This is a genomic window from Kitasatospora sp. NPDC056800, from assembly GCF_042789775.1.
In the GTDB taxonomy this organism is placed as follows: Bacteria; Actinomycetota; Actinomycetes; order Streptomycetales; family Streptomycetaceae; genus Kitasatospora.
Genome location: NZ_JBHUAL010000011.1, coordinates 22905 through 49238 on the forward strand (window position 1 = coordinate 22905; position 26334 = coordinate 49238).

Annotated in this window: 25 protein-coding genes; 17 read left to right on the forward strand and 8 right to left on the reverse strand. The window is 74.9% G+C overall.

Translation table 11 applies throughout. The features are described from left to right. Positions 1-11: 11 nt before the first annotated feature. From ACFRQN_RS04465 to ACFRQN_RS04475, 3 genes are all read left to right on the forward strand, one after another. Positions 12-485, forward strand: a complete 474-nt coding sequence (locus tag ACFRQN_RS04465) for a hypothetical protein (protein ID WP_049658344.1) — start codon at positions 12-14, stop codon at positions 483-485. Next, complete coding sequence (locus ACFRQN_RS04470; protein ID WP_380738149.1) at positions 482-2086, forward strand: multicopper oxidase family protein; 1605 nt, start codon at positions 482-484, stop codon at positions 2084-2086. The genes ACFRQN_RS04465 and ACFRQN_RS04470 overlap by 4 nt, the downstream gene beginning before the upstream one ends. Before the next feature lie 114 nt (positions 2087-2200). Further along, positions 2201-3559: a DUF2252 domain-containing protein gene (locus ACFRQN_RS04475; protein WP_117490605.1), complete on the forward strand. Its 1359-nt coding sequence runs from the start codon at positions 2201-2203 to the stop codon at positions 3557-3559. A gap of 50 nt (positions 3560-3609) precedes the next feature. Here the strand turns inward: ACFRQN_RS04475 and ACFRQN_RS04480 are convergent, their stop codons facing one another. Continuing rightward, positions 3610-4179, reverse strand: a complete 570-nt coding sequence (locus ACFRQN_RS04480; RefSeq protein WP_380738152.1) for a TetR/AcrR family transcriptional regulator — start codon at positions 4177-4179, stop codon at positions 3610-3612. Between the two features lie 105 nt (positions 4180-4284). Here ACFRQN_RS04480 and ACFRQN_RS04485 point away from each other — a divergent pair, with 105 nt between their 5' ends. Further along, positions 4285-5262: an NADP-dependent oxidoreductase gene (locus ACFRQN_RS04485; protein WP_380738154.1), complete on the forward strand. Its 978-nt coding sequence runs from the start codon at positions 4285-4287 to the stop codon at positions 5260-5262. Between the two features lie 337 nt (positions 5263-5599). Here ACFRQN_RS04485 and ACFRQN_RS04490 read toward each other — a convergent pair whose 3' ends face one another. Continuing rightward, positions 5600-6760 (reverse strand): Cmx/CmrA family chloramphenicol efflux MFS transporter, encoded by a 1161-nt coding sequence (locus ACFRQN_RS04490; RefSeq protein ID WP_380738156.1) that lies wholly within the window; start codon positions 6758-6760, stop codon positions 5600-5602. A gap of 329 nt (positions 6761-7089) precedes the next feature. Next, complete coding sequence (locus ACFRQN_RS04495; protein ID WP_049658618.1) at positions 7090-7857, reverse strand: hypothetical protein; 768 nt, start codon at positions 7855-7857, stop codon at positions 7090-7092. Positions 7858-8091: 234 nt separating this feature from the next. Between ACFRQN_RS04495 and ACFRQN_RS04500 the strand changes: the two genes are divergently transcribed. Then, positions 8092-8712: a hypothetical protein gene (locus tag ACFRQN_RS04500; RefSeq protein WP_380738158.1), complete on the forward strand. Its 621-nt coding sequence runs from the start codon at positions 8092-8094 to the stop codon at positions 8710-8712. A 242-nt stretch (positions 8713-8954) separates the two neighbouring features. Then, complete coding sequence (locus tag ACFRQN_RS04505) at positions 8955-9872, forward strand: DUF6891 domain-containing protein (RefSeq protein ID WP_380738160.1); 918 nt, start codon at positions 8955-8957, stop codon at positions 9870-9872. A gap of 54 nt (positions 9873-9926) precedes the next feature. Here the strand turns inward: ACFRQN_RS04505 and ACFRQN_RS04510 are convergent, their stop codons facing one another. Beyond that, positions 9927-10835, reverse strand: coding sequence for a diacylglycerol kinase (locus tag ACFRQN_RS04510; RefSeq protein ID WP_380738162.1), 909 nt, complete (start codon positions 10833-10835; stop codon positions 9927-9929). Continuing rightward, positions 10832-12400 (reverse strand): FAD-binding oxidoreductase, encoded by a 1569-nt coding sequence (locus ACFRQN_RS04515; RefSeq protein ID WP_380738164.1) that lies wholly within the window; start codon positions 12398-12400, stop codon positions 10832-10834. Before ACFRQN_RS04515 ends, ACFRQN_RS04510 begins: the two co-directional genes overlap by 4 nt. 74 nt (positions 12401-12474) lie before the next feature. Here ACFRQN_RS04515 and ACFRQN_RS04520 point away from each other — a divergent pair, with 74 nt between their 5' ends. Both ACFRQN_RS04520 and ACFRQN_RS04525 read left to right on the forward strand, forming a co-directional pair. Beyond that, entirely contained in the window at positions 12475-13104 is a 630-nt protein-coding gene (locus tag ACFRQN_RS04520) for a TetR/AcrR family transcriptional regulator (protein ID WP_117490631.1), read from the forward strand. Then, positions 13101-14747 carry a glycerol-3-phosphate dehydrogenase/oxidase gene (locus tag ACFRQN_RS04525; protein ID WP_380738167.1) on the forward strand — a complete coding sequence of 549 codons (1647 nt, stop codon included), beginning with the start codon at positions 13101-13103 and terminating at the stop codon, positions 14745-14747. The genes ACFRQN_RS04520 and ACFRQN_RS04525 overlap by 4 nt, the downstream gene beginning before the upstream one ends. Positions 14748-14869: 122 nt before the next feature. Here the strand turns inward: ACFRQN_RS04525 and ACFRQN_RS04530 are convergent, their stop codons facing one another. After that, positions 14870-15172 (reverse strand): hypothetical protein, encoded by a 303-nt coding sequence (locus tag ACFRQN_RS04530; RefSeq protein WP_380738169.1) that lies wholly within the window; start codon positions 15170-15172, stop codon positions 14870-14872. A 128-nt stretch (positions 15173-15300) separates the two neighbouring features. Between ACFRQN_RS04530 and ACFRQN_RS04535 the strand changes: the two genes are divergently transcribed. Both ACFRQN_RS04535 and ACFRQN_RS04540 read left to right on the forward strand, forming a co-directional pair. Further along, complete coding sequence (locus ACFRQN_RS04535) at positions 15301-15717, forward strand: hypothetical protein (protein ID WP_380738171.1); 417 nt, start codon at positions 15301-15303, stop codon at positions 15715-15717. Between the two features lie 148 nt (positions 15718-15865). Beyond that, a complete protein-coding gene (locus ACFRQN_RS04540) occupies positions 15866-16441 on the forward strand; it encodes a TerD family protein (protein WP_049650185.1) in 576 nt (191 codons plus the stop codon). Between the two features lie 77 nt (positions 16442-16518). Here ACFRQN_RS04540 and ACFRQN_RS04545 read toward each other — a convergent pair whose 3' ends face one another. Next, entirely contained in the window at positions 16519-17829 is a 1311-nt protein-coding gene (locus ACFRQN_RS04545; protein WP_380738173.1) for an FAD-dependent monooxygenase, read from the reverse strand. 288 nt (positions 17830-18117) lie between these two features. Here ACFRQN_RS04545 and ACFRQN_RS04550 point away from each other — a divergent pair, with 288 nt between their 5' ends. The 7 genes from ACFRQN_RS04550 (at position 18118) to ACFRQN_RS04580 (ending at position 24779) form a co-directional block, all read left to right on the forward strand. Beyond that, positions 18118-20160: an FAD-dependent oxidoreductase gene (locus ACFRQN_RS04550; protein WP_380738175.1), complete on the forward strand. Its 2043-nt coding sequence runs from the start codon at positions 18118-18120 to the stop codon at positions 20158-20160. A gap of 181 nt (positions 20161-20341) precedes the next feature. Beyond that, a complete protein-coding gene (locus ACFRQN_RS04555) occupies positions 20342-20902 on the forward strand; it encodes a YcxB family protein (RefSeq protein ID WP_380738177.1) in 561 nt (186 codons plus the stop codon). Between the two features lie 76 nt (positions 20903-20978). Next, entirely contained in the window at positions 20979-21563 is a 585-nt protein-coding gene (locus ACFRQN_RS04560) for a PadR family transcriptional regulator (RefSeq protein WP_380738179.1), read from the forward strand. A gap of 91 nt (positions 21564-21654) precedes the next feature. Then, positions 21655-22416, forward strand: a complete 762-nt coding sequence (locus ACFRQN_RS04565; RefSeq protein ID WP_380738181.1) for a hypothetical protein — start codon at positions 21655-21657, stop codon at positions 22414-22416. A gap of 368 nt (positions 22417-22784) precedes the next feature. Continuing rightward, positions 22785-23465, forward strand: coding sequence for a hypothetical protein (locus ACFRQN_RS04570; RefSeq protein WP_380738183.1), 681 nt, complete (start codon positions 22785-22787; stop codon positions 23463-23465). A gap of 399 nt (positions 23466-23864) precedes the next feature. Then, entirely contained in the window at positions 23865-24353 is a 489-nt protein-coding gene (locus tag ACFRQN_RS04575; RefSeq protein ID WP_380738185.1) for a hypothetical protein, read from the forward strand. 177 nt (positions 24354-24530) lie between these two features. Continuing rightward, a complete protein-coding gene (locus tag ACFRQN_RS04580; RefSeq protein WP_380738187.1) occupies positions 24531-24779 on the forward strand; it encodes a hypothetical protein in 249 nt (82 codons plus the stop codon). Between the two features lie 58 nt (positions 24780-24837). Here the strand turns inward: ACFRQN_RS04580 and ACFRQN_RS04585 are convergent, their stop codons facing one another. Next, positions 24838-26151: an alpha/beta hydrolase family protein gene (locus ACFRQN_RS04585; protein WP_380738189.1), complete on the reverse strand. Its 1314-nt coding sequence runs from the start codon at positions 26149-26151 to the stop codon at positions 24838-24840. Positions 26152-26334: the final 183 nt, after the last annotated feature.

Consider the following 26334-nt stretch of genomic DNA (forward strand, 5'->3'; position numbering starts at 1 on the left):
GTAGCCCGACCATGAGCAGTCCTCCTGCCGCCCCCGCGCCCCGCTGGCCGCTGATCCTGCTGCGTACCTCCACCACCCTGCTCGCCCTGCTGGCACTGCTCCAGGTCATGCTGGCCGGCAGCTTCCTGAACGGCACCTACGACTCCCTGAAGGACCACGAGGGCAACGCGATGATGCTGGCCACCGTGGTGGTGCTCCAGCTCGCGGTGGCCGTCGCCGTCCGGTGGCCCGGCCGGGGCCCGCTCTGGCCGCTGTGGACCACCGCCCTGCTCACCGTCGCCGTCATCGGCCAGATCACCGCCGGCTACGCCCGGGCGCTCGGCGTGCACGTCACGCTCGGCGTGCTGCTGGTCAGCGGCGTGCTGTTCGGCCTGGTCGGCGCCTGGCGGCTGCCGCTGCCGGCCCGGGAGGCGCGGGTCGTCGGCGGCCCGGACGGCACCGGGCGGCTGCCGCGCCCCGGCGGACCGGTCGAGGTGGTCAAGTGAACCGGCGCCGGTTCCTGCGCGTCGGCGCCTCCGTGCTCGGCGCGGGCGCCCTGGTCTCGGTGGCCGGCCCCTCCGTCGCCCGGCTGCTCGCCGAGGGCCGCCCCGGGCAGCTGCTGAGCAGCGAACTCGACCTGCCGGAGGCCTTCCGGGCCGCGCTGCCGGTGCCGACCGTGCTGCAACCGGTGCGCACCGACGCGACCGCCGACCACTACGAGATCACCCAGCAGGTCGCCCGGCTGGAGATCCTGCCCGGGGTGCGGACCGAGGCCTGGACGTACGGCGGCGGCTTCCCCGGGCCGACCGTGGTCACCCGCTCCGGGCGGACGGCGGTGGTCAAGCACCGCAACGAGCTGCCGGTGCCCTCGGTGACCCACCTGCACGGCGGGCACACCCCGGCGGACAGCGACGGCTACCCGGTGGACCTGCTGCTGCCGGTGGGGTCCTCGCCGGACGCCGCCCAGCAGGCGGGCGGCATGGCCGGGATGGCCGGCATGGCGGGGATGGCCGGGATGTCCGGGACGGACCATGCCGCCGCCCGCACCGCCGTCGGCGAGCGCAGCTACACCTATCCGGGCAAGCAGCGCGCCGCCACCCTCTGGTACCACGACCACCGGATGGGCTTCACCGGCCCCGGCGTCTGGCGCGGACTGGCCGGCTTCCACCTCGTGCACGACGACGAGGAGGACGCGCTGCCGCTGCCGCGCGGCGAGCGGGACCTGCCGCTGATGATCACCGACCGCTCCTTCGCCGCCGACGGTTCCTTCCGCTACCCCGCCGTCGACCCCCAGCTCGCCGAGCCGGGCGTCACCGACGCCTACGCCAACGGCGTGCTCGGCGACGTCATCCTGGTCAACGGCGCGCCCTGGCCCCGGCTGGACGTCGACCGGGTCCGCTACCGGCTGCGGCTGCTCAACGCCTCCAACGCCCGGCTCTACCGGCTCGAACTCGACCCGCAGCCGCCCGGCGGCGACGCCCTGGTCCAGATCGGCTCCGACGGCGGCCTGCTCGCCGCCCCGGTCCGGCACGACGGCATCGAGATCGCGCCCGCCGAACGCTTCGACGTCGTGGTCGACTTCTCCCGCTACCAGCCCGGCACCCAGGTCCGGCTGGTCAACCGCTTCGGCAGCGGCCGGACGGCCGAGGTGATGCGCTTCGACGTCACCGCGAAGCAGCCGGCCGACGACGCGATGGTGCCCGACCGGCTCGCCGCCGTCGAGGCCCTGGACGCCTCCGCCGCCGTCGCCACCCGCGACTTCACCTTCCGGCGCAGCCGCGGCGACGGCTGGACCATCAACGGCCGCCCGTACAAGCCGGGGGAGTCCATCGCCACGCCCGCCCTCGGCGCGGTCGAGCTCTGGCGCTTCTCCACCGACCTGCACCACCCGGTGCACGTCCACCTCGACCACTTCCAGGTGATCGGCCGCAACGGCGCCGACCCGGGCCCGTACGACGCGGGATGGAAGGACACCGTGGACCTGCGCCCGGCCGAGGCGGTGGAGGTGCTGGTGCGCTTCACCGACTACGCGGGGGCGTACATGCTGCACTGCCACAACCTGGAGCACGAGGACATGGCGATGATGGCGGACTTCACGGTGCGCTGAGCCGCCGGGGTTCACCCGGACGGTCGACCGCCGGAGGGCGCGCGCTGCGCCCTCCGGCACCCGTGTCCTAGCCTCGCGGGGAGGAGGGGACCCGCCGATGCCCGGAGCCGCGCCATGACCACCCCCGCCGAACGCCGCCGGCACGGCCGGGCCGCCCGGGAGCGGGTCTCCCGCTCCGCCCACGGCCGGTGGATCCCCGCCGCCGACCGGCCCGACCCGCTCGGCGTGCTGGAACGGCAGGGCGCGGACCGGGTCGCCCGGCTGCTGCCGATCCGCCACGGGCGGATGGCGGAGAGCCCGTTCGCCTACCTGCGCGGCGCCGCCGCCGTCCTGGCCGCCGACCTCGGCGCCCTCCCCGACACCGGACTCACCGTCCAACTCTGCGGCGACGCCCACCTGTTGAACTTCGGCCTGTACGCCTCGCCGGAGCGCGCGCTGCTCTTCGACGTCAACGACTTCGACGAGACCTTCCCCGGCCCCTTCGAGTGGGACGTCAAACGGCTCGCCGCCAGCGTCGCCGTCGCCGCCCGCGACAACGGCCAGGACGATCGGCGGGCGCGCCGGGCCGCGCTCGCCGCCGCCCAGGGGTACGCGACCGCGATGCGGCGGCTGGCGGGCCGGGGCGAACTCGACGTCTGGTACGCCCGGGTGGACACCGCGCAACTGCTGCCGCTGCTCGCCAAGCCCCGGCAGCGCAGGCGGGCCGAGGCCGAGTTCGCGCGCGCCCGGCGCCGCACCAGCCTCCAGGCCTTCGGCAAGCTCACCGAGGAACGCGACGGGCGGCGCCGGATCATCAGCGCGCCGCCGCTGATCGAACCGCTGAGGAAGACCGAACTGCGCGGCGTCGGCAAGGTGTTCAGCGACTACCGGGCCACCCTCGCGGAGGACCGCCGGGTGCTGCTGGACCGCTACCGGTTCGTCGAGGCGGCCACCAAGGTGGTCGGGGTGGGCAGCGTCGGCACCCGCTGCTACATCGTGCTGCTGGAGGGCGGGAACGGGCACGACCCGCTGTTCCTCCAGCTCAAGGAGGCCGGCCGGTCGGTGCTGGAGGACCACCTGCCGCCGCTGCGGGCGGACGCCGAGGTGCTCGCCCACCACGGCGGCCGCCGGGTCGTCACCGGCCAGCACCTGATGCAGGCCGCCGGCGACATCTTCCTCGGCTGGACCACCGGCCCCGCCGGGCGCCACTTCTACGGCCGCCAACTGCGCGACATGAAGGGCTCGGCGGACATCGCCGACTTCCGGCCCTCCGGCCTGCGCGCCTACGCCGACCTCTGCGGCCGCACCCTCGCCCGCGCCCACGCCCGCACCGGCGACCGCCTCGCCATCGCTGGCTACCTCGGCAGCGCCGACACCTTCGCCGAGGCGGTCGCCGACTTCGCGCTGCGCTACGCAGACCGGACGGCGGCCGACCACGGCGAGCTGGTCGCGGCGATCGCCGACGGGCGGGTGGCGGCGACCCCGGGGGTGTGAACCGGGGCTGAGGGAGGGCGAGTTCGGCGCGGCCTTCGGTGCCGGTGGGGTCAGCGGGGCCGCAGGCCGTCCATGACCAGCCCGAAGAGGTGGTCGCGGCGCTCGGCGAGGGTAGGCCCCTGGTCGGCGGTCCAGCTCAGGGCGTTGACGAGGACGAAGACATCGAGCGCCGTGACGTCCGGGCGGATCAGTCCCTCCCGCTGGGCGGCGGCGAGCAGCCGCCCGCCCGCCTGGCGCATCCGCAGGCAGCTCGCGTGCAGGGCGGACTCCGGGTCCTGCAGGGTGGCCATCAGGGTGGCGGGCAGGCCCCGGTAGGCGGCGGCGTCGAGGAACTCGTGGAGCCAGGTGGTCAGGGCGGGGCCGGCCGGTTCGGCGGCGGCGAGGGTGTCGGCGCGGGCGGTGAGGAGTTCGAAGCGGCGGCCGAGCAGGGCCGCCAGCAGGTCCTCGCGGGTGGGGAAGTGCCGGTAGAGCGTGCCGAGGCCGACCCCGGCGCGGCGGGCGACGTCCCGCAGGGAGGCCTGGGTGCCCTCGTCGGCCATCAGGGCGGCCGCCTCGGCCAGGATCCGGTCGCGGTTGCGCTGGGCGTCGGCGCGGGGCGCCGTCTGCGGTTCAAGGGGCATGGGGTTCCTCGCCGTTGACAACTGGAGCACTGCTCCGGTTAGCTTTCCGGAGCGGCGCTCCGGATTCTAGTCGGAGCCCGTCCGTCCTGCGTCGGGGGAGAGCGCATGGCCACGGAGAACACGATGAAAGCCGTCCGGCTGCACGCCTACGGCGGGCCCGAGGTGCTGCGGTACGAGGAGGTGCCGAGGCCCGTCCCGGGGCCCGGAGAAGTGCTGGTCCGCGTCCACGCGGCGGGCCTCAACCCGCCCGACTGGTACGTCCGGAGCGGCTTCACCACCATCCCGGCCGAACGGCGGCCCGACTGGCCGCTGCCGCTGACCCTCGGCACCGACGTCTCCGGCGTGGTCGCGGAGCTCGGCGGCCCCGACACCGGCTGGAACGTCGGCGACGAGGTCTTCGGGCTCCTCGGCTTCCCCGGCCGCCCGTCCGGCTACGCCGAGTACGTCGTCGCGTCGGCCGCCGACCTGGCGCGCAAACCGGCCGCCCTCGGGCACGTCGAGGCCGCCGCCGTACCGATGGCCGGGCTGACCGCCTTCCAGTTCCTGTACAAGCGCCTCGGCTACGCCGGGGGCGGATCGGCCGTGGTGGTCGGCGCGGCCGGCGGGATCGGACACCTCGCGGTCCAACTCCTGCGCCTGGCCGGGGCGGAGGAGGTCGTCGCGGTCGCCTCCGGACGGCACGAGGAGTTCCTGCACGGCCTCGGCGCAGACCGTTTCGTGGACTACACCCGCACCCCGGCCGCCGAGGCCGTCCAGGGCGCCGACCTGCTGGTCGACACCGTCGGCGGCCCCGAGGCCCACCGCCTGCTGGGCGCCCTGCGGCGCGGGGGTCGACTGGTGTCCTGCTTCCTCGGCGACTACCGGCCCGAGCGGGCCGCGGAACTCGGGGTGGCCCTGAACGAGGGCCTGTGGCAGGTCCGTTCCAGCGGCGGCGACCTCGCCGAACTCGCCCTGCTGCTGGCGGACGGCCGGGTCCGGGTGGCCGTGGACGGCGTCTACCCGTTGCGGGAGGCCGTCGCCGCCCACCGCCGGGCGGAGCGGGGGCACATCCAGGGCAAGATCGTGCTGCGGGTGGTCGGGTAGCGGGGGAGGGGGCGTGCCGGGGCCGTACGGGGGTCGGTCCCGGCAGGCAGCCACCCTGCGTCGGGCTGCGGCGCGGGTCGTCGCGGGTGGGGGAGCCGGCTGTCAGGGCCGGTCCCCGGCGGGGCGTCACCGGGCCACCGGCCGCCGTGGGCAGCGGAGTTCCACCGTCGACGCCGGTCTCCTGGGTGCCGGGCCCGGCCCCGCCGCCCGGGTGATCGACAGGTGCCGGCCGGCGTGCACGCCCGGGTGCCGGTCGACACGCCGGACCAGGAGCGGCCCACCGCGCCGCGGGCGGCGGCCGGCTTCCGCCGCCGCCCGCAGCCGGCTCCGGCGGGGCTCAGCCGAGCCGCGGCCGCACCGCCGCGACGAGCAGTGCGGCGGCGACCAGCAGGCCGCCCGCGTAGAACGGGCCGAGGTCACCGGCCGCCGTGCCGAGGGAAGTGGCGGCCAACAGCGGGCCGGCCGTGGCGCCGAGGTTGAGGGCGGCGGTCGCGTAGGCGCCGGCCAGCGCGGGGGCGCCGGCCGCCTCGTACAGCACCCGGGTGATCAGCGTGCCGCCGACCGCGAAGGACAGCCCGCCCAGCAGGAACACCAGCGGCAGCAGCGTGCCCGGCGCGTCCGCCAGGACGGCCAGGGCGGGCCAGCCCGCCAGCAGCAGCGGGCCGCCGACGGCGAGGACCAGGCCGGGGCGCCGGTCCGCGAGCCGCCCGGCGACGGTGACCCCGGCGAACGACCCGGCCCCGAACAGCACCAGCGCGACCGGCACCCACAGGTCGCCCAGCCCGGCCGGGCCGGTCACCACGGGGGAGAGGAAGGTGAAGCCGCCGAAGGTCGCCGCGTTCACCAGCGCGGCGAGCAGCATCGCGCGGAGCAGCGGGGGGCGGCGCAGCTCGCCGAGCTCCGCGCGCAGGGCCGGGGCCGGGTCCGGGGCCGGAGCCCGGTCGGTCGACGGGGCAACGGGCGGAAGGCCCTTGGCGATGCCGACGGCGGCCGGCAGGCAGAGCAGCGCGACGGCCCAGAACGCGGCGCGCCACCCGAACAGCGCGCCCAGCACCGCCCCGCCCGGGACGCCGGCGACCGTCGCCACCGTCGTCCCCGACAGCAGCACGGCGAGCGCCCGCCCCTTGCGGTCCGCCGGGACGAGCGCGGCGGCGGTGGTCAGCGCCACCGCCAGGAACCCGGCGTTGGCGAGCGCGGCGACCACCCGGGTGGCCACCAGCACCGGGAAGCTCGTCGTCACCGCCCCGACGGCGTGCGCCGCCGCGAACACCAGGACGAACCCGAGCAGGCTGCCGCGCCCCGACCGGCCGCGGGCGAGACCGGCCATCAGCGGCGCGCCGACCGCCATCCCGACCGCGAAGGCCGAGGTCAGCCCGCCGGCCGTACCGACGGTGACGCCGAGATCGGCGGCGAGTCCGGGCAGCAGCCCGGCGAGCATGAACTCCGAGGTGCCCATGGCGAACACGGCCAGGGCGAGCAGATAGAGCGGAAGGGGCATAGAGAGGCTCCGAAGCGGGGCGGTGGGAACGAGGAGGACGGACGTCTCGTCACCGCACGCTCAACCCCCGGGCGGCGCAGGCGTGGCGCTCGCTCGGACCTCGGTGGTTCAGGATCTCCGGGGTTTCAGGGGGCTGACGGCGCGTGACCGAAAGCCCCCACCCTGGATGCCTCAGGGCTCGACATGCCCGGCACGCTACCCGACCCCCTGCCGCCGGGTCACCCGGTTTTCCCGGCGGCAGGGCCGGGAGCCACCGGCCGGCGCGCCGCGAATCGAAGAGGGCCCGCGCCCTCCTCGATCGCGACGGTCGGCCGGCACCGGCCTACTGCCTACCGTCCACCGGGACCGGCCTGCGGCTGGCGCAGGTGCCGGGCGAAGAACCCGGCCGCGTCCTCGCCCGCGAACCGCGGGACGCCCGTGTGCCCGCCCATGTTGGCGTGCAGCGTCTTCTCCCGGGAGCCGAAGGCGTCGAACAGGTCCAGGGACGCCTGCCGGTCGTTGCCCTCGTCGTCCCACTGCAGCAGGACGTGCAGCGGAATGGTGACCCGGCGGGCCTCCTCGAACACGGCGCGGGGAACGAGGCTCCCGGCGAAGAGGCCGGCGGCCACGATGCGCGGCTCGACCACCGCCAGCCGGACGCCGATGGAGATGACTCCCCCCGAGTACCCGACCGGGCCGCCGATCCCGGGCAGTGCGAGGAGGGCGTCCAGGGCGGCCTGCCATTCCGGGACGGACTTGTCGACGAGCGGGAGGACGAGGGCGTCGACGATCTCCTCGCCGACCGGCTCGCCGGCCTCCATGGCCCGGCGCAGGTCGGCGCGGGCCTGCTCGAGGGCGGCCCAGCGGGGCCGGTCCCCGCTGCCGGGGAGCTCGATGGTGGCCGCGGCGAAGCCGTCCGCCGCGCAGCGTCGGGCCCGGGCGACCAGCCGGGGGTGCATCCTGCGCAGTCCGAGCGGGGGGTGGCCGAGCAGGACCAGCGGGACCGGCTCGGACGGGGAGGCGGATGCGGGCGTCCACAGGATGCCGGGGATCTCGCCGAGGGTGAACCCACGCTCGAGGACGCCGCCGTCGAGGTGCTGTTCGGAAGTGAAACGCATGGTCGTGCCTTTCGGGAGTGCACTGGAACGGCGCTCCCGGACGACGACCTATCGCCCGACCGTGACCCCGGAGGAGAGCACCCATGTCGAAACGTTCACGGGTACCACCTCCTCGTTCTCTCGCACGGCCTCCAGGAGGCTAGCAGACCGGCGGTACCGGGGCACCGGAGAACCTCTCGGCCGGGCCGGGGCGGGCAGCGCCCTAGGATGCCCGGAAACCGAGGAGGGGGTTCGATGGCGAACCGTGGGAGAGCCGGCGGCATCGTGGCCGCCACCGCGCTGCTGCTGCCGCCGGCGCTGTGGGCGGTGGGGCGGATGGAGTCCGGGAACGGTGGGCGGGCGGTGGTGGCCGACGTCCTGAACCGGCCGTGGGCGATGCTCGGCCTGGCCGCCGTCCTGCTGCTGGCCGCGGTCGTGGTCCGCGGCCGGTGGGACGTCGTCGGCGGGCTGGCGTCGGCGTTCGCGGTGTTCGGGCTGCTGCTGTCGGGTGGCGGCCACGTCCTGCAGATGTTCGGACCGAAGGTCCAGGGGGTGAGCCGCACCGCCTCCCCGGAGCGGGCGGACCACGTCCTGACGGTGGCCCACCACGACGATCCGGAGGGCTACAACGGGCGCTACTTCGTCCGGCTGGAGACCGGCACCGGCCTGTCGACCCGCCGCTGGGACGTCCTCGCCCTCCACACGGGCGGCTTCCGGGGCCAGGGGGAGTTCGTCGCGGCGGAATGGGCCGGGTCCGGCCAGGTCAGGGTCACCACCGACGCCGGCTACCGCGTCTTCACCGTCGACCCGGGCTCCGGCGAACCGACCCTCACCGAGAGCGTCGGCGAGCTGAAGTCCCTCGTCCAGGGGGCCTGAGCACAGACGACGGGACGTTCGCCGCCGAGGCCGCCGCGGCCTGGGACGACGGGTTCACGGTGGTGGAGGGGCCGGGGCGGGAGAACCGCGTGCCGCTGGAGACGGCGGACGCGGCGGCGGCCGTGGCGCTGCCGGCCGGCCGGGTACGGGCGTGGCGGGCCTGAACCGCGGGATCTGTTGCGGGGATCGGCCGCCGGGGATCGGCCACGGGGATTGTCAGTGCCGTGTGCAACGGTGACGTCATGCTGGCGATCACGGTGCAGACGAACGAGACGCGGCACCTGAGGGTGTCCGCGGACGACCTCGCGGGGATGGTCCGGCGCATCGGTGCGCCGGACGACCGCTTCCTCGTCGTGGAGCGGATACCGGACCTGCCGGACGTGTACGTGCAGGTGTGGCACGCCGACGGCGAGGAGTACACGCTGGAGCACCGGGACGGCTCCGCCGAGCGGCACTTCGAGGTGCGGCTGGCCGGGCCCGAGCCGGTGGTCGCGGCGATGACGGGCTGGGCGCGCGGCGCGGCGGGCTGGGACGAGGGGCTGGACTGGCAGCCGCTCGACCTGGGCCCGGCGCCGGCGCCGGTGCCGCCGATCGACCTGGAGGCGGGCGAGCGGCGGGAGTTGGAGGACCGGCTGCGGCTGACGCTGGCCTGCGGCTACACCGACCGCGCCCGGCTCGCCGAGCAGGCCGAGGAGCACCTGGTCGCGGGCGACCGCCGCCCGCTCTCGCGCCCCCAGGCCGAGCAACTCGCCGACCGGCTCTGGCTGGAGCGGGTCGGCGAGCAGACCGGCTGGATCGGCGAGACGGATCCGGAGCGCCTGGCCCGGGCCTTCGCCGCCCTGGAGGCGGGCGGCATCACGGCCCGGGAGGACTTCGGCTGCTGCCGCTCCTGCGGCGACGCCGAGATCGCCGGGGCCGGCGAGGCCGACGCCCGCGGCTTCGTCTACTTCCACGCCCAGGGCACCGAATCCGCCGCCCTCGGCCACGGACTGTCCCTGCTGTACGGTGGCTTCGACGGCTCCCCGGCGGCCACCGCCGCGGTCGGGAAGGAGGTGGTCGCCGCCCTGGCGGAGGCCGGTCTGCCGACGGTCTGGAACGGCGACCCGTCCCAGGCCGTCGAGATACGCCCGCTGCTGTGGCGCCGCCGCCTGGCGGGGTGAGACCGGCACCGCGGTCCGGCGGCACCCCGACGGCCGGACGGCGGCGTCAGCCCCTCACGGCACCAGCACCCGCAGGGCGTCCCGTGCCACCGCGACGTCCACCGGGAGCGCGGCGATGAACTCGCCGTCGGCGTAGGCGGTGATGCCGGGGGACTCGATCCGCAGGGCTTCGGTGCGCAGCGTGGTGACCTCCGGATAGGTGATGTGGGTGCCCTTGAAGAGCGTGGGGAAGAAGCGGGCGATGCGCAGCCGGGGCATGGCGTCGACGAGGGTGAGGTCGAGCAGTCCGTCGTCGGGCAGGGCGGCGGGGCACATCAGCATGCCGCCGCCGTAGCTGCGGGTGTTGCCGACGGCGGCCAGGGTGAGGTCGCGTTCGATGACGGTGCCGTCGGCGAGGGTGATACGGAACGGCAGCGGGCGGAGGTTGGCGAACTCGGCGGCGATGGCGAGGTTGTAGCGCATCCGGCCGCGCGGCCAGCGCAGCCGGTTGGCGCGGTCGCTGACCAGGGAGTCGAAGCCGGTGGCGAGGACGGAGCCGTACCAGCGCACCGCGCCGTCCGGGCCGGTGATCCGGCCGAGGTCGACGCCGCGGGTGCGCCCGGCGGCGATGACGTCGGCGGCGGCCTCGGGGGCGCCGAGCGGCAGGCCGTACTCGCGGGCGTGGTCGTTGCCGGTGCCGGCCGGTATCACGCCGAGCGGGACGGGCGTGCCGGCCAGGGCCTGGAGGGCGAGGTTGATCATGCCGTCGCCGCCGACCACGGCCACCGCGTCCACGCCGTCGGCAGCCGCCTCGCGGGCGAGCCGGACGGCGTCCTCGGGGGAGCGCCCGGCCCGCGGTTCGACGTCGACGCCGAGGGCCCGTAGCCGGGCGGTGGCCCGGTGGGCGGCGGGCTCGGCGTGGCCGATGCCCGCCGCCGGGTTGGTGAGAACGGCGACCCTGCGGACGGTTCTCACGTCGTTCACGGGATCAGCTTGCCCGGGTTGAGGATGCCCGCCGGGTCGAGTTCGGCCTTGACGGCGCGCAGGATGCGCACGCCGAGGTCGCCGATCTCCTCGGTCATCCAGGGCCGGTGGTCGGCGCCGACGGCGTGGTGGTGGCTGATGGTGCCGCCGGTGCGGAGGATGGTGTCCCCGGCGGCGCGCTTGGCGGTACCCCAGCGGGTGAGCGGGTCCTCGCCGAGGGCGGCGACGACGGTGAAGTAGAGCGAGGCGCCGGTCGGGTAGACGTGCGAGACGTGGCAGAGCACCAGGGAGCCGGGCAGGGCGCCGGTGAGCGCCTCGGTGACGGCGGCCCGCAGGGCCGGCAGCCGGCTCCAGGAGGCCGCGGTCTCCAGGGTCTCGCACAGCGCGCCCGCGGCGAGCAGCGAGTCGCGCAGGTAGGGGGCGCTGAACCGGCCGTGCTCCCAGGCCCGGGCGGGGCCCTCGCCGAGCGAGGTGCCGCCGGCGGCGAGCAGGGCGTCGCGGGTGAGCTGCTGCCGGGCGGCGACCTGGGCGGCGCCGCCCTCGAAGACGGTGACGGCCAGGCAGCCGCTGACCGCCGGGGCGCCGCCGATCTGCTCGGTCATGGCCAGGTTGATCATGGTCTCGGCCTCGTCGGAGAGCCGGATCACGGTCGGGCCGGTGCCCTGCTGCTCGACGGCGCGCAGCGCGGCCGTGCCGGTGGCGAAGTCGGGGAAGCTCCACGCCTCGTACGCCTTGACGGCGGGCAGCGGGTGGACGCGCAGCCGGACGGCGGTGATCACGCCGAGGGTGCCCTCGGAGCCGAGGAAGAGCTGGCGCAGGTCGGGGCCGGCGGCGGAGGCGGGGGCGCGGCCGAGGTCGAGCACCCCGGCCGGGGTGACGACGCGCAGCCCGCGCACCATCTCGTCGAAGCGCCCGTACCCGGCGGAGTCCTGGCCGGAGGAGCGGGTGGCCGCGAAGCCGCCGATGGTGGCGTAGCGGAAGCTCTGCGGGTAGTGGCCGAGCTCCCAGCCGCGCTCGGCAAGCAGCTCCTCCGCGGCCGGGCCGGTGAGGCCGGCGCCGAGGACGGCCTCGCCGGAGGTCTCGTCCAGGTCGAGCAGCCGGTCGAAGCGGCGCAGGTCGAGGGAGACGACGGCGGCGAGGCCGCCGCGCTCGGGGTCGAGGCCGCCGACCACGCTGGTGCCGCCGCCGAACGGGACGACGGCGATGCGGCGTTCGGCGCACACCGCGAGGACGGCGGCGACCTCCTGCTCGCTGCCGGGCAGCACGACGGCGTCGGGGGCGTCCTGCGCCTCGCGGCTGCGGCGGCGCAGCAGGTCCGGGGTGGACTTGCCGCCGGCGCGCGGCAGCCGGTCGGCGTCGGCGGCGCTGATGTGCTCCTTGCCGACCGCGCCGGCCAGCGCGTCGAGGTCCTCGGCGGAGAGCCGGGACGGGTGCAGGACGACCTCGTCGGCGCTCGGCCCGGGGGCGGCGTCGCCGGTGACGCCGAGGGCGGCGGCGAGCAGTCCCTTGATGTCGGCGGACAGCTCCTTGGCCAGGGCCGGGTCGCCCCAGGCGTCCCACTTCATCGGGGGGAGCGGAAGTGCGGCGCCGGCCGGTCCCGCTTGCGTCTCAGGTGCCATGCGTTACAGTTTCACACATCATGTCAAGTAGTAACGACGAGCCCGAGACGCCGGGCCAGACCCACGGGGGCACCGGCCAGGTCCCGGGGGCCCGCAGCACCGACGACGCGATCCTGGACGCCGCCGCCGACCTGATGGTCCATCTCGGCGTGCGCCGCACCCAGCTCGCCGAGATCGCCCGCCGTGCCGGGGTCAGCCGGCCTACCGTCTACCGCCGCTGGCCGGACGTCCGGGCGGTGATCGGCGCGCTGCTCACCCGGGAGATCCTGGCCACCCTGGAGGCCGCCGTGCCGACCGGCCGGGACCGGGAGGCCTTCGTCGAACGGACCGTGGAGATCGCCGTCCGGCTGCGCGACCACCCGGTGATCGGCGCGCTGCTGCGCTCCGACGACTCCGACCTGCTGCTCGAGTACGTCGTCGAGCGGCTCGGCGCCAGCCAGCGCGGCCTGCTGGAGGCACTGCGCACCGGCATCGAGCAGGGCCAGGCGCACGGCTCGATCCGGGCCGGCGAGCCGCTCGAACTGGCCGCCATGGTCCTGCTGACAGCCCAGTCCACCGTCCAGTCGCACCGCATGGTCGCCTCCCTGCTGCCCGAGGCGGCCTGGCGGCGCGAACTGGCCAGAGCACTGAACGGATACCTCGCGCCATGACCCCCACCGCAGGCCCGCACGCCGGTCCGCACTCCAGCTCGCACGCCGGTCCGTCCTCCGGTTCGCACGCGGGCCCGTACACCGGTCCGCACGCCGGGACCTCCCGGCTCAACGCCGTCCGAAGGGCGGCGGAGCTGGAGGTGCTCGGCGACGACGCCCGGATCGACCTCCTGGTCATCGGCGGCGGCGTCACCGGCGCCGGAGTGGCCCTGGACGCGGCCTCGCGCGGCCTGCGCACGGTGCTGGTCGAGGCCCGTGACCTCGCCTTCGGGACGAGCCGCTGGAGTTCCAAGCTGGTGCACGGCGGCCTGCGCTACCTCGCCTCCGGGCGGATCAAGGTGGCTCGGGAGAGCGCGGTGGAGCGCGGCGTGCTGATGACCCGCACCGCCCCGCACCTGATCCGCGCACTGCCCCAACTGGTGCCGCTGCTCCCGGACCTGCTGCGCCCCGGCCAGGCCGCGCTGATCCGTACCGGCTTCCACGCCGGGGACGCGCTGCGCCTGACGGCCGGCACCCCGGGCGCGCTGCTGCCCCGGGTGCGCCGGATCGACGCCGACCGGACCCGCCGGCTGGTGCCGGGCGTGCGGACGGACGGGCTGCGCGGCGCGCTGGTCGCCCACGACGGCCAACTCGTGGACGACGCCCGGCTGGTGGTCGCACTGGCCCGGACCGCCGCGCAGTACGGTGCCAGCGTGCTGACCAGGGTGCGCGCCGAGCAGGTCACCGGCACCTCGGCCCGGCTGGTCGACACCCTGACCGGGCGGGAACTCGCCGTCCGGGCCGGCGCGGTGGTCAACGCCACCGGCGTCTGGGCGGGCGAGGTGGACACCTCGATCCGGCTCCGGCCCAGCCGGGGCACCCACCTGCTGGTGGACGCGAAGGCCCTCGGCAACCCGACCGCCGCCCTCACCGTGCCGGTGCCCGGCTCCACCAGCCGCTTCGTCTTCGCCCTCCCGCAGCAGCTCGGCCGGGTCGCGATCGGCCTGACCGACGAGGACGCCCCGGGCCCGATCCCGGACGAGCCGCAGCCCACCGAGGCCGAGCGCTCCTTCCTCCTCGACACCGTCAACGCCGCCCTCGCCACCGCCCTGACCAGGGCGGACGTGATCGGCGCCTACGCCGGGCTGCGCCCGCTGATCGACACCGGGGACGGCAGCACCGCCGACATCTCCCGCGAGCACGCGGTGCTGGAGAGCCCGTCCGGGGTGATCACCGTGGTCGGCGGCAAGCTCACCACCTACCGCCGGATGGCCGAGGACGCGGTGGACACCGCCGTCCGGCTGCGCGGCCTGCCCGCCCGCGCCTGCTGGACGGCCCGGCTGCCGCTGGTCGGCGCCCCCGGCCACGGGGACAGCCGCCCGCTGCCCGCCGGGGTCCCGGAGGGCGGAACCGCCGGGCGGGTGCCCGCCTCACTGCTCGCCCGCCACGGCGGCGCGGCCCACGAGGTGCTGGCGGCCGGGGAGTTGACGCCGATCGCCGAGGGCCTGGACGTGACCCGCGCCGAGATCGCCTACGCCGTCAGCCACGAGGGCGCGCTGGACGCGGCCGACGTGCTCGACCGCCGCACCAGGATCGGGCTGGTCACGGAGGACGCCGAGCGCGCCCGGAAGGCGGTCGAGGAGATCGTCGAGGAGGCGCGGTAGCGCGGCAGCGCGTGGGGCCGGCCCGGCTGAGCGCCGTACCGGCACGTGTCCGCTCCGTTCCTGCGGCTCCACGGCTTGGCGCGGCAGCCGTGGATGGGCGCGGCCGTGTGGAGGAAGCGGAATCAGCGCGCCGTGCGCTCGGGCATCGGGTGCTGGGCGCCGGACAGCTCCAGGACGCAGGAGAGCGGGTGCTCGGCCAGGCCGGTGCGGTCCAGCCGCACCGCGAGCGGCCTCGGCGGGGTCGGCGGCTCCTCGGCGACCTGGGCGGTGAGGGTCAGCGGATAGTCGCCGTGCCCGTGGACCCGGTGGAAGTCGCACTCCTTGCCGTCGACCAGCAGCTCGGTCTCGGTGATCCAGCCGGACCGGACGTTGACGGTCACCGAGTGCCCGCCCTGGTCGAGGTGGAAGCTGTACCGCTGGCGCATCGGGACCTCCGGCGACCGGGCCTGCGACGAGGGGAGACGGCGGCGAGCCGACGAGGGGGAAGGGGTGAAGAGCGGACGAGGGGAAATCCACTGCCAGTCTAGGGCGGGAGGTCGCTAGGGTGCTCGGCATGCGGAGCACAGCGGGCGGCCTGCGGCCGTACGGGCCGGACGAGGAGGTGGCCGAGGACGAGTACGTCCTCGGCCTGTGCCGGGTGCCGGTCAAGGTGAGGACGGGGCGCGGGGCCGGCCCGGCGCCGCAGCCCGGGCGGCTGGAGGCCTGGGTCGACGGCGGCGCCCTGCGGGCCGCCCTGCGCCGTCTGGGTGCGCGGACCCTGCCCACCCTCGCCCGCCACGAGCCGGACCTCGACTTCAGCAGCCGGATCCGGCAGCCGTCGATGGCCGCGCTGGTCCGGGAGATCGAGCAGGTGGACCTGGCCCGGCTCCCGGCCGCCGAGCGCGAGGTGCTGGGCCTGCTGCTGGGCTGGGGCCGCAGGGCGACGGCCGAGAACGGTGCGCTGCGGATCGAGATCGACGCCGTGCGGTGACGCCCTGGCCGGGCCGGCGGCGGTTCCCGCGCAGGGTTCCCGTGTGCGACCCGGAGAAATTCCCGGGGTGGGCCCGCCTGCAGACGGATTCTCGTGATCTCTACAGTGTTGTAGATTCGTCCACAGGGAGAGATCAGAGGAGGGCATTGTGGGAGTTTCGCTGGCCAAGGGCGGCAACGTCTCGCTGAGCAAGGAGGCGCCCGGTCTGAGCGCCGTGATCGTCGGTCTCGGCTGGGACGTGCGCACCACCACCGGGGCCGACTACGACCTGGACGCCAGTGCGCTGCTGTGCAACGCGCTGGGCAAGGTGGTCTCGGACCAGCACTTCGTCTTCTTCAACAACCTCCGCAGCCCCGAGGGTTCGGTCGAGCACAGCGGCGACAACCTGACCGGCGGCGGAGACGGGGACGACGAGCAGATCAAGGTCGACCTGGACCGCGTCCCGGCCGACGTGGCCAAGGTGGTCTTCCCGGTGTCGATCTACGACGCCGACGCCCGGCTGCAGAACTTCGGCCAGGTGCGCAACGCGTTCATCCGGATCGTCAACCAGGCCAACGGCCTGGAGATCGCGCGCTACGACCTGACCGAGGACGCCTCGACCGAGACCGCGATGGTCTTCGGCGAGCTGTACCGCAACGGCAACGAGTGGAAGTTCCGCGCCATCGGCCAGGGCTACGCCTCCGGCCTGCGCGGCATCGCGACCGACTACGGCGTCAACGTCTGACCGTCGCCAGTCGGTAGTGGTCAACGCCCCTTCGCCCGAAGCGGGTCGACCGGGGTTCGGCAGTCACGGCCACGCGCTCAGTCGGTACGGCCGAGCGCGTGGCCGCCGAAACCCCCGCCGCCGGTGAACTGGTGGTGCCACCAGGCGGTCATGGCCGGTTCGTCCATCCCCGACCAGTCCGGCGCCGCGGTGACCTGGGCCCGGCCCAGGGTGCGGCCCAGCTCCACCAACTCCCGCCCGGCCGCCGTCCGTTCGCGGTCGTAGGCGGCCAGCAGAGCTGCCCAGGAGCCGGCCTCCCGCCCGGCCAGCTCGAAGGCGTGGGCGTCCTGGATCGCCTTCACCGCGCCGCTGGTGTTGTGCGGGCGCACCACGGTGGCCGCGTCCCCGCCGATCAGCAGCCGTCCGGCCGTCCGGGCCGGGGCCGCCAGGTCGTAGACCGGCTGGAGGAAGGTCCGTTCGCGCGGGGTCAGGGTGACCAGGCCGGCCCAGTACGGCGGCAGGTACCGCTCGGCGAGCCGGCGCAGCTCGTCCACCTGCGGGTCGGTGAGGCTGCCCGCCGGGATGCTGGTCGGGCCGTCCAGGCGCAGCCAGGCGGGGGTGGGGGCGTAGAAGACCCAGTTCACCTGGGTGCGGCCGGGCGCGACCCCGGGGATGCGGTAGATCACCACCTGGCCGCCGGGGTAGCAGGCGGTGATGCACTGCTCCTCCGGCCAGGGCGCCGCGCCGCCGGGCAGCTCGGCCAGCAGGGCGGCGTCGTAGCTGCCTCGCCAGCACACGTACCCGGCGTACTCGGGCTCGGCCTGCGGGCAGACGGCCTCGCGGACCACCGAGCGGTAGCCGTCGGCGCCGATCACCAGGTCGTACGTCTCGCGGCCGCCGTCCGTCTCGACCCAGGCGCCGTCGGCCTCGGCCCGGGGGCCGTCAGCCTCAGCCTGGGGGCCCTCCGACCCACCGCCGTCCGGTTCGCCCCCGCCCGGCTCGTTGCCGACGGCCGTCACGGTGGCACCCAGCCGGAACTCGACCTGCTCGGGCATCCGTTCACGCAGGGCCTGCCAGAGCACGCCCCAGTGGTGCGAGTGGAACGGGAAGGGCTGGGCCCAGAGCAGTCGCCCGCAGCCGTCCCGCCCGTCGCCCTCGCCGGCCGCGCCCCGGGCGACCCAGCGGCGGACGGTGAGGCGGTGGCGGCGGGTGTCCGCGTCGAGGTGTCCGGCCCGGACCAGTTCGTCGAAGCGGTCGTTGTGGGTGCACAGCCCCACGCCGCGGTCCTCCAGGTGCCCGGGGCTGCGTTCCAGCACCACCACCCGTTCCGCGCCGAGCCGGGCGGCCGCGCCGGCGAAGGCGCTCCCGGCGATGCTGCCCCCGACCACGGCCACCGAGCCACCGCGCACGGTCGCTCCTCTCCTGAGTCCCGAGCTTCGAGTCCGCGGCGTCCCCGCGATGCGATGTCCCCCCGCGACGCCCCCGCGATGTCCGGGACACGACGATACGCGTCCGGTCGGTCCCCGGCGCCGTGTTCGAGCCATCCGGAGGGCTCTCCCGGCGACCCTGGAGAGCCTTATGCAACTAGTTGCATACCCCGCCGCCCGTCCCCTACCCTGCGGTAACAACGCCCCCGGTCCACAACGCCCCCGGTCCACTCCCCGGTCCACTCCCCGCCCGCGCCCCAGGAGACGTCGATGAGCGCCCACCCCGGCAGCAACCGCTACCCGCACCTGCTCAGCCCGCTCGACCTCGGCTTCACCACCCTGCCCAACCGCGTGATCATGGGCTCGATGCACGTCGGCCTGGAGGAGGCCCCCGGCGGCTACGAGCGGATGGCCGCCTTCTACGCCGAGCGGGCCCGCGGCGGCGTCGGCCTGATCGTCACCGGCGGCATCGCCCCCAACGAGGCCGGGCGCCCCTGGGAGGGCGGCGCGATGCTGACCACCGAGGAGGAGGCCGACCGGCACCGCGTGGTCACCGACGCGGTGCACGCCGCCGGCGGCAGGATCGCCCTCCAGATCCTGCACTTCGGCCGCTACGCCTACCACCGCGACCTGGTCGCCCCCAGCGCGATCCAGGCCCCGATCAGCCCCTTCACGCCCAACGCGCTCACCGCCGAGCAGGTCGAGCAGACCATCGAGGACTTCGCCCGCTGCGCCGAACTCGCCCGCCGCGCCGGGTACGACGGCGTCGAGATCATGGGCTCCGAGGGCTACCTGGTCAACGAGTTCATCGTCGCCGCGACCAATCACCGCGAGGACGAGTGGGGCGGCACGTACGAGCGGCGGATGCGCTTCCCGGTGGAGATCGTCCGCCGGGTCCGCGAGCGGGTCGGCGAGGACTTCATCATCGTCTACCGCCTCTCCATGCTCGACCTGGTGCCCGGCGGCTCCACCCTCGACGAGGTCGTGCGGCTCGCCCAGGCCGTCGAGGCCGCCGGGGCGACCATCATCAACACCGGCATCGGCTGGCACGAGGCCCGCATCCCCACCATCGCCACCTCGGTGCCGCGCGGCGCCTTCGGCTGGGTGACGAAGAAGGTGATGGGCAAGGTCGGCATCCCGCTGGTCACCACCAACCGCATCAACACCCCCGAGATCGCCGAGCAGTTGCTCGCCGAGGGCAGCGCGGACCTGGTCTCGATGGCCCGCCCGCTGCTCGCCGACGCCGACTTCGTCGCCAAGGCCCGGGACGACCGCGCCGAGGCCATCAACACCTGCATCGGCTGCAACCAGGCCTGCCTCGACCACACCTTCAACCTCCAGATCACCTCCTGCCTGGTCAACCCGCGCGCCTGCCACGAGACCGAACTCGTCCTCGGGGCAACGAAGTCGCGCAAGCGGATCGGCGTCGTCGGGGCGGGCCCGGCCGGCCTCGCCTTCGCCGTCTCCGCCGCCGAGCGCGGCCACGACGTCACCCTGTACGACGCCGCCGAGGCGATCGGCGGGCAGCTGAACATCGCCCGGCGCATCCCCGGCAAGGAGGAGTTCGACGAGACGCTGCGCTACTTCCGCACCCGGTTGGCCGAGTTGGGCGTCACGCTGCGGCTCGGCGCGACCGTCACCGCCGAGCAGCTGGCCGGGCAGGGCCACGACGAGCTCGTCCTCGCCACCGGCGTCACCCCGCAAACTCCCGCCGACATCCCGGGAATCGACCACCCCAGCGTGCTCGGCTACCTCGACGTGCTGCGCGACGGCGCGCCGGTCGGCGAGCGGGTCGCCATCCTCGGCGCCGGCGGCATCGGCTTCGACGTGGCCGAGTTCCTCACCGACCCGGGCGACGCGGCGAGCCTCAACCCGCCGGTGTTCCAGGCGAAGTGGGGCATCGACCCGGAGTACCGCGAGCGCGGCGGCCTGCGCGCCCCGGAGCGGCCGAAGCCCCCGCGCAGCGTCCACCTGCTCCAGCGCAGGACCAGCAAGGTCGGCGCCGGCCTCGGCAAGACCACCGGCTGGATCCACCGCACCGAGCTCAAGCACCGCGGCGTGGTGATGGTCCCCGGCGTCACCTACGACCTGATCGACGACGCCGGTCTGCACATCACGGTGGACGGCGAGCGCCAACTGCTGCCCGTGGACACCGTCGTGCTCTGCACCGGCCAGGAGCCGCGCCGCGACCTGTACGAGGCGCTGCGCGAGCGCGGCCTGCCGGTGCACCTGATCGGCGGCGCCGACGTGGCCGCCGAACTGGACGCCAAGCGCGCCATCAAGCAGGGCACCGAGCTCGCCGCGGCGCTCTGAGCCCTCGCGTTCCGTACGGTCGGTGCCCCCGCGTCCCGCACGGTCGGCGCCCCCGCCGCGAGCGGGGGTGCCGACCGAAAACCACTCGCCGTCCGCCCGGGGGCCGTTGCTAGTATCCGCAGGTCGCAGCGCGGATCACGGCGCGCGGGGCGTGGAGCGGATCACAGGGGAGAGCAGGCCGATGGACGAGCAGGGCGAGACGGCGTACGCGCCGATGGCGGACGAGCCGGCGGCGGACGAGCGGGTCGAGTTGGCGTACATGCCCACGGTGGCGGACTTCCGGGAGGCCCTGGCCGCCCGGTCCCGGGCGACGCGCGCGGGCCGGCGCCAGCGGGCGTTCCTGTACCTGCTCGTCGTCTGCGGCCCGCTCATCGCCGCGCTCGACCTCTCCACCGGCAAGGGCATCGGCTTCCCGCCGGTGTTCATGGTGCCCGCCGCGCTGGCCCTGCTCCTCTGGCTGCCCCGGCTGCAGGCCGGCCAGTTCCACAAGTTGACCGCCGACAAGGGCGAGTTCACCGCCACCGTGGCAGCGTCCGGCGTGACCATCACCAACCGCCACTCCACCAGCACCCTGACCTGGCAGGCGGTCCCGCACCACGTGGAGACCCCGGGGCTGTTCGTCCTGCTGAGCAACGACAAGAACAACTCCTGCCTGGCCGTCCTGCCCAAGCGCGGCACCGCCGACCCCGACCGGCTGCGCGCCGTACTCGACCGGCACGCCCCCGCGCCCGCCCGGGGCTGAGCCCGGCCCGTCCCGCGCGCCCGTACCCCGCCTTCGCCCCGTTCGTCCCCTGCCCGCTCCCCGTACGATCGACGGCATGTCGCTGCCGCACGCCATCCTCACCGCCCTGCTGGAGAAACCGTCCTCGGGGCTGGAGCTGACCAGGCGGTTCGACCGGTCGATCGGCTTCTTCTGGCCCGCCACCCACCAGCAGATCTACCGCGAACTGGGCCGGCTGGAGGCCTCCGGACAGATCCGGGCCCTCCGGCCGGAGGCACCGGTGCGCGGGCAGAAGAAGGAGTACGAGGTGCTCCCGGAGGGCCGCGCCGAACTGGCCCGCTGGACCGCCGAGGGCGCCGCTCCGCGCGCCGTCCGGGAGCCCCTGCTGCTGCGGCTGCGGGCGGCCGCGGTGGTCGGCACGGACGGCCTGACGGCCGAGCTGGAACGCCATCTCGCCCTGCACCGCCAGCAGTTGGCCGACTACCGGGAGATCGAGCGGCGCGACTTCCCGGCCGAGCGGGCGGACGAGGAGAACCGGCTCCAGCACGCGGTGCTGCGGGCCGGCATCGGACTGGAGAGCTTCTGGGTGCAGTGGCTCGCCGAGACCCTCGACACCCTGCCGGCCGAGCCCTCCCGCCCGGCCGGCCCCTCCGACGCTTCCGCGGCCTCCGACCGGCCCTGACCTGCGCCGATCCCCGCCCGCGCGCCCGGCCCCGCCCCCGGTGGGACACTGGTGGCCTGTCCCTTCCCGAACTCTCGACCGGGGGACCCGTATGTCTCTGACCAGGCCCTTCCACGCCCTCACCGCCGCGGCCGTCGTCGTGGCGGTCGCCCTGGGCCCGGCCGCCCTCCCGGCGTCCGCCGCAACCGCCCAGCCACTGCCCTCCGCCGACCAGCTGAAGTCGGCCCTGCTGACCGCGGCCGACCTCGGCCCCGGCTGGACCGAGTCCCCGGCGACCCAGAGCCCCAGCCCCAGCGCCGGCGCGAGCCCCAGCGCGAGCCCGTCGAACCCGGTGACCGGATGCGACGCGCTCAGCGCCCTGATCAACATGTACGTCACCCGGCCGGGCGCGGCGATCCCGCGCGCCGAGACCGAACTCGACGGCCCGAACGGCAACCCGATGGTCACCCAGGCCCTCGCGGCCGAGCCGTCCGACCAGCTCGCCACCGACTTCAACTCCGCCGCCGACGCCCTGAAGACCTGCCACACCATCACCTTCAACGCCGGCCCCAGCGACACCGTGACCTTCACCGTCAGCCCGGTCACCCTCGGCGACCGCAAGGACGCCCCCGCCGTCCACCTCGACGGCACCCTGGCCGGCGTCCGACTCAACGGCTACGTCGGCATCGAACGCTTCGGCACGGTGGCCATGGCCTTCGGCTACTTCGAACGCCAGGGCAGCAACGAACAGGCCGCCTCCATGGAGTACCGCACCGCCGTCGCCAAGGTCGAACGCGCCCTCGGCGCCAAGGCCGGCAGCACCACCGCCCCCACGGCCGTCCCCGCCACCCCCACCGAGGGCCGCCGCGTCTGACCCGCCCCGCCCTCCGAACACCACCGCGGCCCCCCACCGAACGCACGAGGCGCTCGGCGAGGGGCCGCGGCGGTGGCCTGACGGCGACCGGACGGGGAGCCACGTTTTGGTTGTCCGGGAGCTCCTGTGAAGGCCCTCGTCGCTCTGATGTTCCTGGTCCCCTTGTTTCAAGGAGCCCGCGGCGGGCGCCGGACCGCTCGGCGAGGACCAAGGGACCTGGAAGACTGGGAGCGTCGATGATGCCGGGGTGGGGGTTCTCGTGACCTTGCGGAACTACGACAGAGGGCATGGCTGCCAGATCTACCTGCAGGAAGAACGGAACGGGCAGCCTGACGTACGCAGAGGGATGAGCAGGAGACCGGTCTTCGGTGGGGGAGGCGATTCGCGTGGTGGGACGTTCGGTGGTGTTCCGGATGGTACTGGTGGGGTTGTTGTGTGGCGCCAGTGCGTGCACCGGGGCGTCCGGTGGGCACGGCGGGGCGTCGGCGGGCGCCGCGTCCGGTGGGGTGGCGGCCGAGGTCGCGTGGCCGCTCGGCGAGGAAGGGGCGACGCTCTCGGAGGTCGAGAGGCGGCGGATCCTGCGATTGGCCGAGGAGAACGGCTGGGCTCCGGCCGGTGGCGAGGCCACGGAGGTTCGGTACGACAGCGGGTACGGCCCGGAGCTGATCTGGCGGGCGAAGGGGACCGGCGCGGTCTGTTCGGGATCGTCGCGTAGCTCGGGTCCCTGTATTCCGCTCGCGGACATCGCCGCGAGGCCGAACCCGGGGGTCGGAACCTTCATCGGCGCCGCCCTCCACGAGGGGAAGTGGTCGGTCATGCTGCTGTCCAGCGGTGAGACGGTCGATCGGGTCATGTGCCAGGGGCGGAGCTTTCCGGCACGGAGGGCGTACGAGGTCACGGTCGACGGCGTGCTCCACACCGTCTACACGGTGTCGATACCGCGCGGACTCCAGGGCGAGTACCGGGTGGCCGTCCGACGGGACGGGCAGCCGGCCGAGGACCGCGTGACGCTCAACATGGATCGGGTCGCCGGCCCGGCGCGGTGCTGACCGGGCGGGCGAGGGCGGTGCACGGCGGGTGAGGCGGCGGCCCGGGCCACAGGGGGAGGAACGGGTGACCGTGCTGTGCGGGGCTTCCCGAAGTCGCGGGAGGGGGTGGTCCTGCTGGCGGGCCTCCTGCTGATCGTCAGAGCGTGGTTCGCCCGGCGCTGATCCGGCAGGCCGAGAAGACTGGGGCCGTCCGGTCGGCGGTGCCATGGCGAAGTCTTGAGCAATGCGTATGGGGGGATGAGTCACGTGGTGGGACGTTCCATGAGGGTGAGCGCTGTTCTCGTGGGTCTGGTGTGTGCTGCCAGTGCGTGCAGCGGGGGTGGGGCCGGAGGGGTGGCGGGCAAGGGTGTCACGTCGGCGCCCGTGGTCCGGCCGGTGTTTGCGGAGAGCTCGAAGCAGGTGATCCTGCGGACGGCGAAGGAGAACGGGACGGCGCCGGCGGGTGATCGGTTCACGCTGGTCGAGTACGACGGCGGGTACGGGCCGGAGCTGATCTGGCAGGCGGAGCGGACCGGGGGTCTGTGCGCCGCGTCGGAGAGCGTCATGGCGGGTTGGTGCGAGACGGTGGAGGAGACCTCCGGGCGGCGGGTTCCCGGCGTCGGCGTCTTCGTGGACCCGGGGCTGCGCGAACGCGACGGGAAGGCGTGGTGGGTGGTGCGGGTGATGGCCAGCGGTGAGACGATCGACCGTCTGTCGTGCCAGGGAAGGGACTTCCCGGTCCGCCAGGTGTACGCGGTCGACCTGGCCGGGGCCCGGCGCACCGTCTACACCGCCTCAATCCCGAGGAATCTCCAGGGGGAGTACCGGGTGGCCGTCCAGCGGGACGGGAAGCCGGACGAGGATCGTCTCGACCTCGGCTTCGAGAAGGGCCGTGTCGTGCAGTGCTGAGGGGCCGGCCGCCCTCGGGCCCGCTGTACCGGCGGATTCTGCCTGGCCGACGCCGAACTGCTGAAGCGCCGTTTCCCGCAGCTGGGTTCGCTGTCGGCGGCGATGTGGGTCGGTCGGGTGCTGACGCAGAACTCCGTGACGTGGGTTCCCGGGCCGACCGACGTGAGTATGCAAGGGGTGGCACGGGTCGAGTCGGCGACGCTGGCGGAGATCACGGTGAACGGGACGTGGGAGGAGGTCTCCATCGGTTGCGGTGTCCCGGAGGAGATCGCCGCCGAGGTGGGTGGCCCGACCAGGTGGCTCCACAGCAGGGCCTTCGACGAGTCGGTCACCCGGACCCAGTACTCGGGGAGCTTCTACTTCGACAAGCAGACTGGCCGGGTCTACTTCTGTGCGGTCAACCCGAAGACCAGGGAGGGGAGTTGAGCGTCTACGGGCCTTGCGGGCGGCCGTACCCCCGTGACGGCCGCCCGCCGTACCGGGCCTACGGGTGGTAGACGACCTCCGGGAAGGCCGTCGACGGTCCGTCGAGCAGGTTGCCGCAGTGCCGGCCCCGCAGGTGGAGGTCGAAGAAGGCGCGCGGGTAGGCCTGTTGGACGAGGACGCCGCGGTCGGGGTCGAGGGTGCCGACCTGGGACTGGATGTCCTGCTCGGTCATGCCGAGCAGCTTGCCCGCCTGCGGGATCAGCGTCATGTTGTCGCCGTAGGAGCTGTGGATGGCGCCGGTGGCCTGGACGTCGAGGCGCCAGCCGCGCAGGTGGCCCCAGAAGGTCTCGATGAACGGGCTGGTGGCCCGGGTGTAGCGGGCGGTCATCATCATGAACGGCCGGTCGATGTCGGTGGTGATGGCGGGGTTCGACTCCATCCGCCCGTCCAGGGTGAGCCCGGCGCGGATGCGCTGGTCGGCGACCATGGCGAGGCCGACGGCGGTGCCGCCCTTGGACCAGCCGAAGGCGCCCATGTTCCGCGCGTCCAGGTTGCCGAGCAGGCCGGTCGGCAGGGTGCGGCCGTCGACGTCGGGGTTGCGGCCGTTGGCGAGGTCGACGACGCGGTCGAGGAGGAAGAGCAGGTCGGCGGCGTAGTCCTTGGGGGCCAGCCCCGGGGCGACGCCGTCCCGGGTGACGACGGTGCCGTCGGGGAACTCGGTGAATCCGTCGTGGGTGTGGTCGACGGTGACGACGGCGAAGCCGTGGCTGGCCAACTCCTGGACCACGATGGTGTGGTCGGCGCGGTGGCTGCCCGCGCCGTGCGAGTAGACGATGACGGGCAGCGGCCGGCCGGCCCGGTGGACGGGGGCGCCCTGGTGGCCGGCGGTGAGCGGGGCGAGTGAGAGGGGGAGGGGGAAGCCGGCGTCGTCGAGGAAGGCCTTCAGGGCGCCGTCGGTCATCCAGGGGGCGAGCGGGTACGCGTCGGCGGCCGAGGCCCGGGCCGGGTACCAGACGGTGGCCATCAGCTCGCGGAACTTTCCGGGCCGGGCGTTCGGGTCGAGCCTGGCCTCGTCGCGCAGGTGCAGCGGCACCATGCCCACGGGGAAGGGGCCGGTGGGCGCGGGCAGGGTGAGGCGGTCGGGGGAGCCGGGGCCGGTGCCGGTGCCCGTGGAGGAAGCGGGGGTGGAGGCGGGGGCGGCCGAGGCGGCGTGGGCGAGGCCCAGCGGCGCGACGGCGCCCAGTGCGAGGGCGGCGCCGAGCATGCGGCGGCGGCTCGGTCCGGTGGGGCGGGCGGTCGGCGTGCTGTCCATCGGCGTGCTGTCCATCGGCGTGGTGCCCGTCGGCGTCGTGTCCATCGGCGTGGTGTCCATGCGCGGAACGCTGTCACGGGGGGCGCGGGGGCGGCATCGGCCTGCGGATTGATGATCTGTCACCCGGCATTGGCCCACGGGTTTACATCCCCGGGCTGATGCGGAACGGGCGTGCGCGGGGTCTCGCGGAGGGCGGCCCCGAGGGCGTGCGGTCGGCGTCTCGGCCCCCTCGGGTGCGGGAGG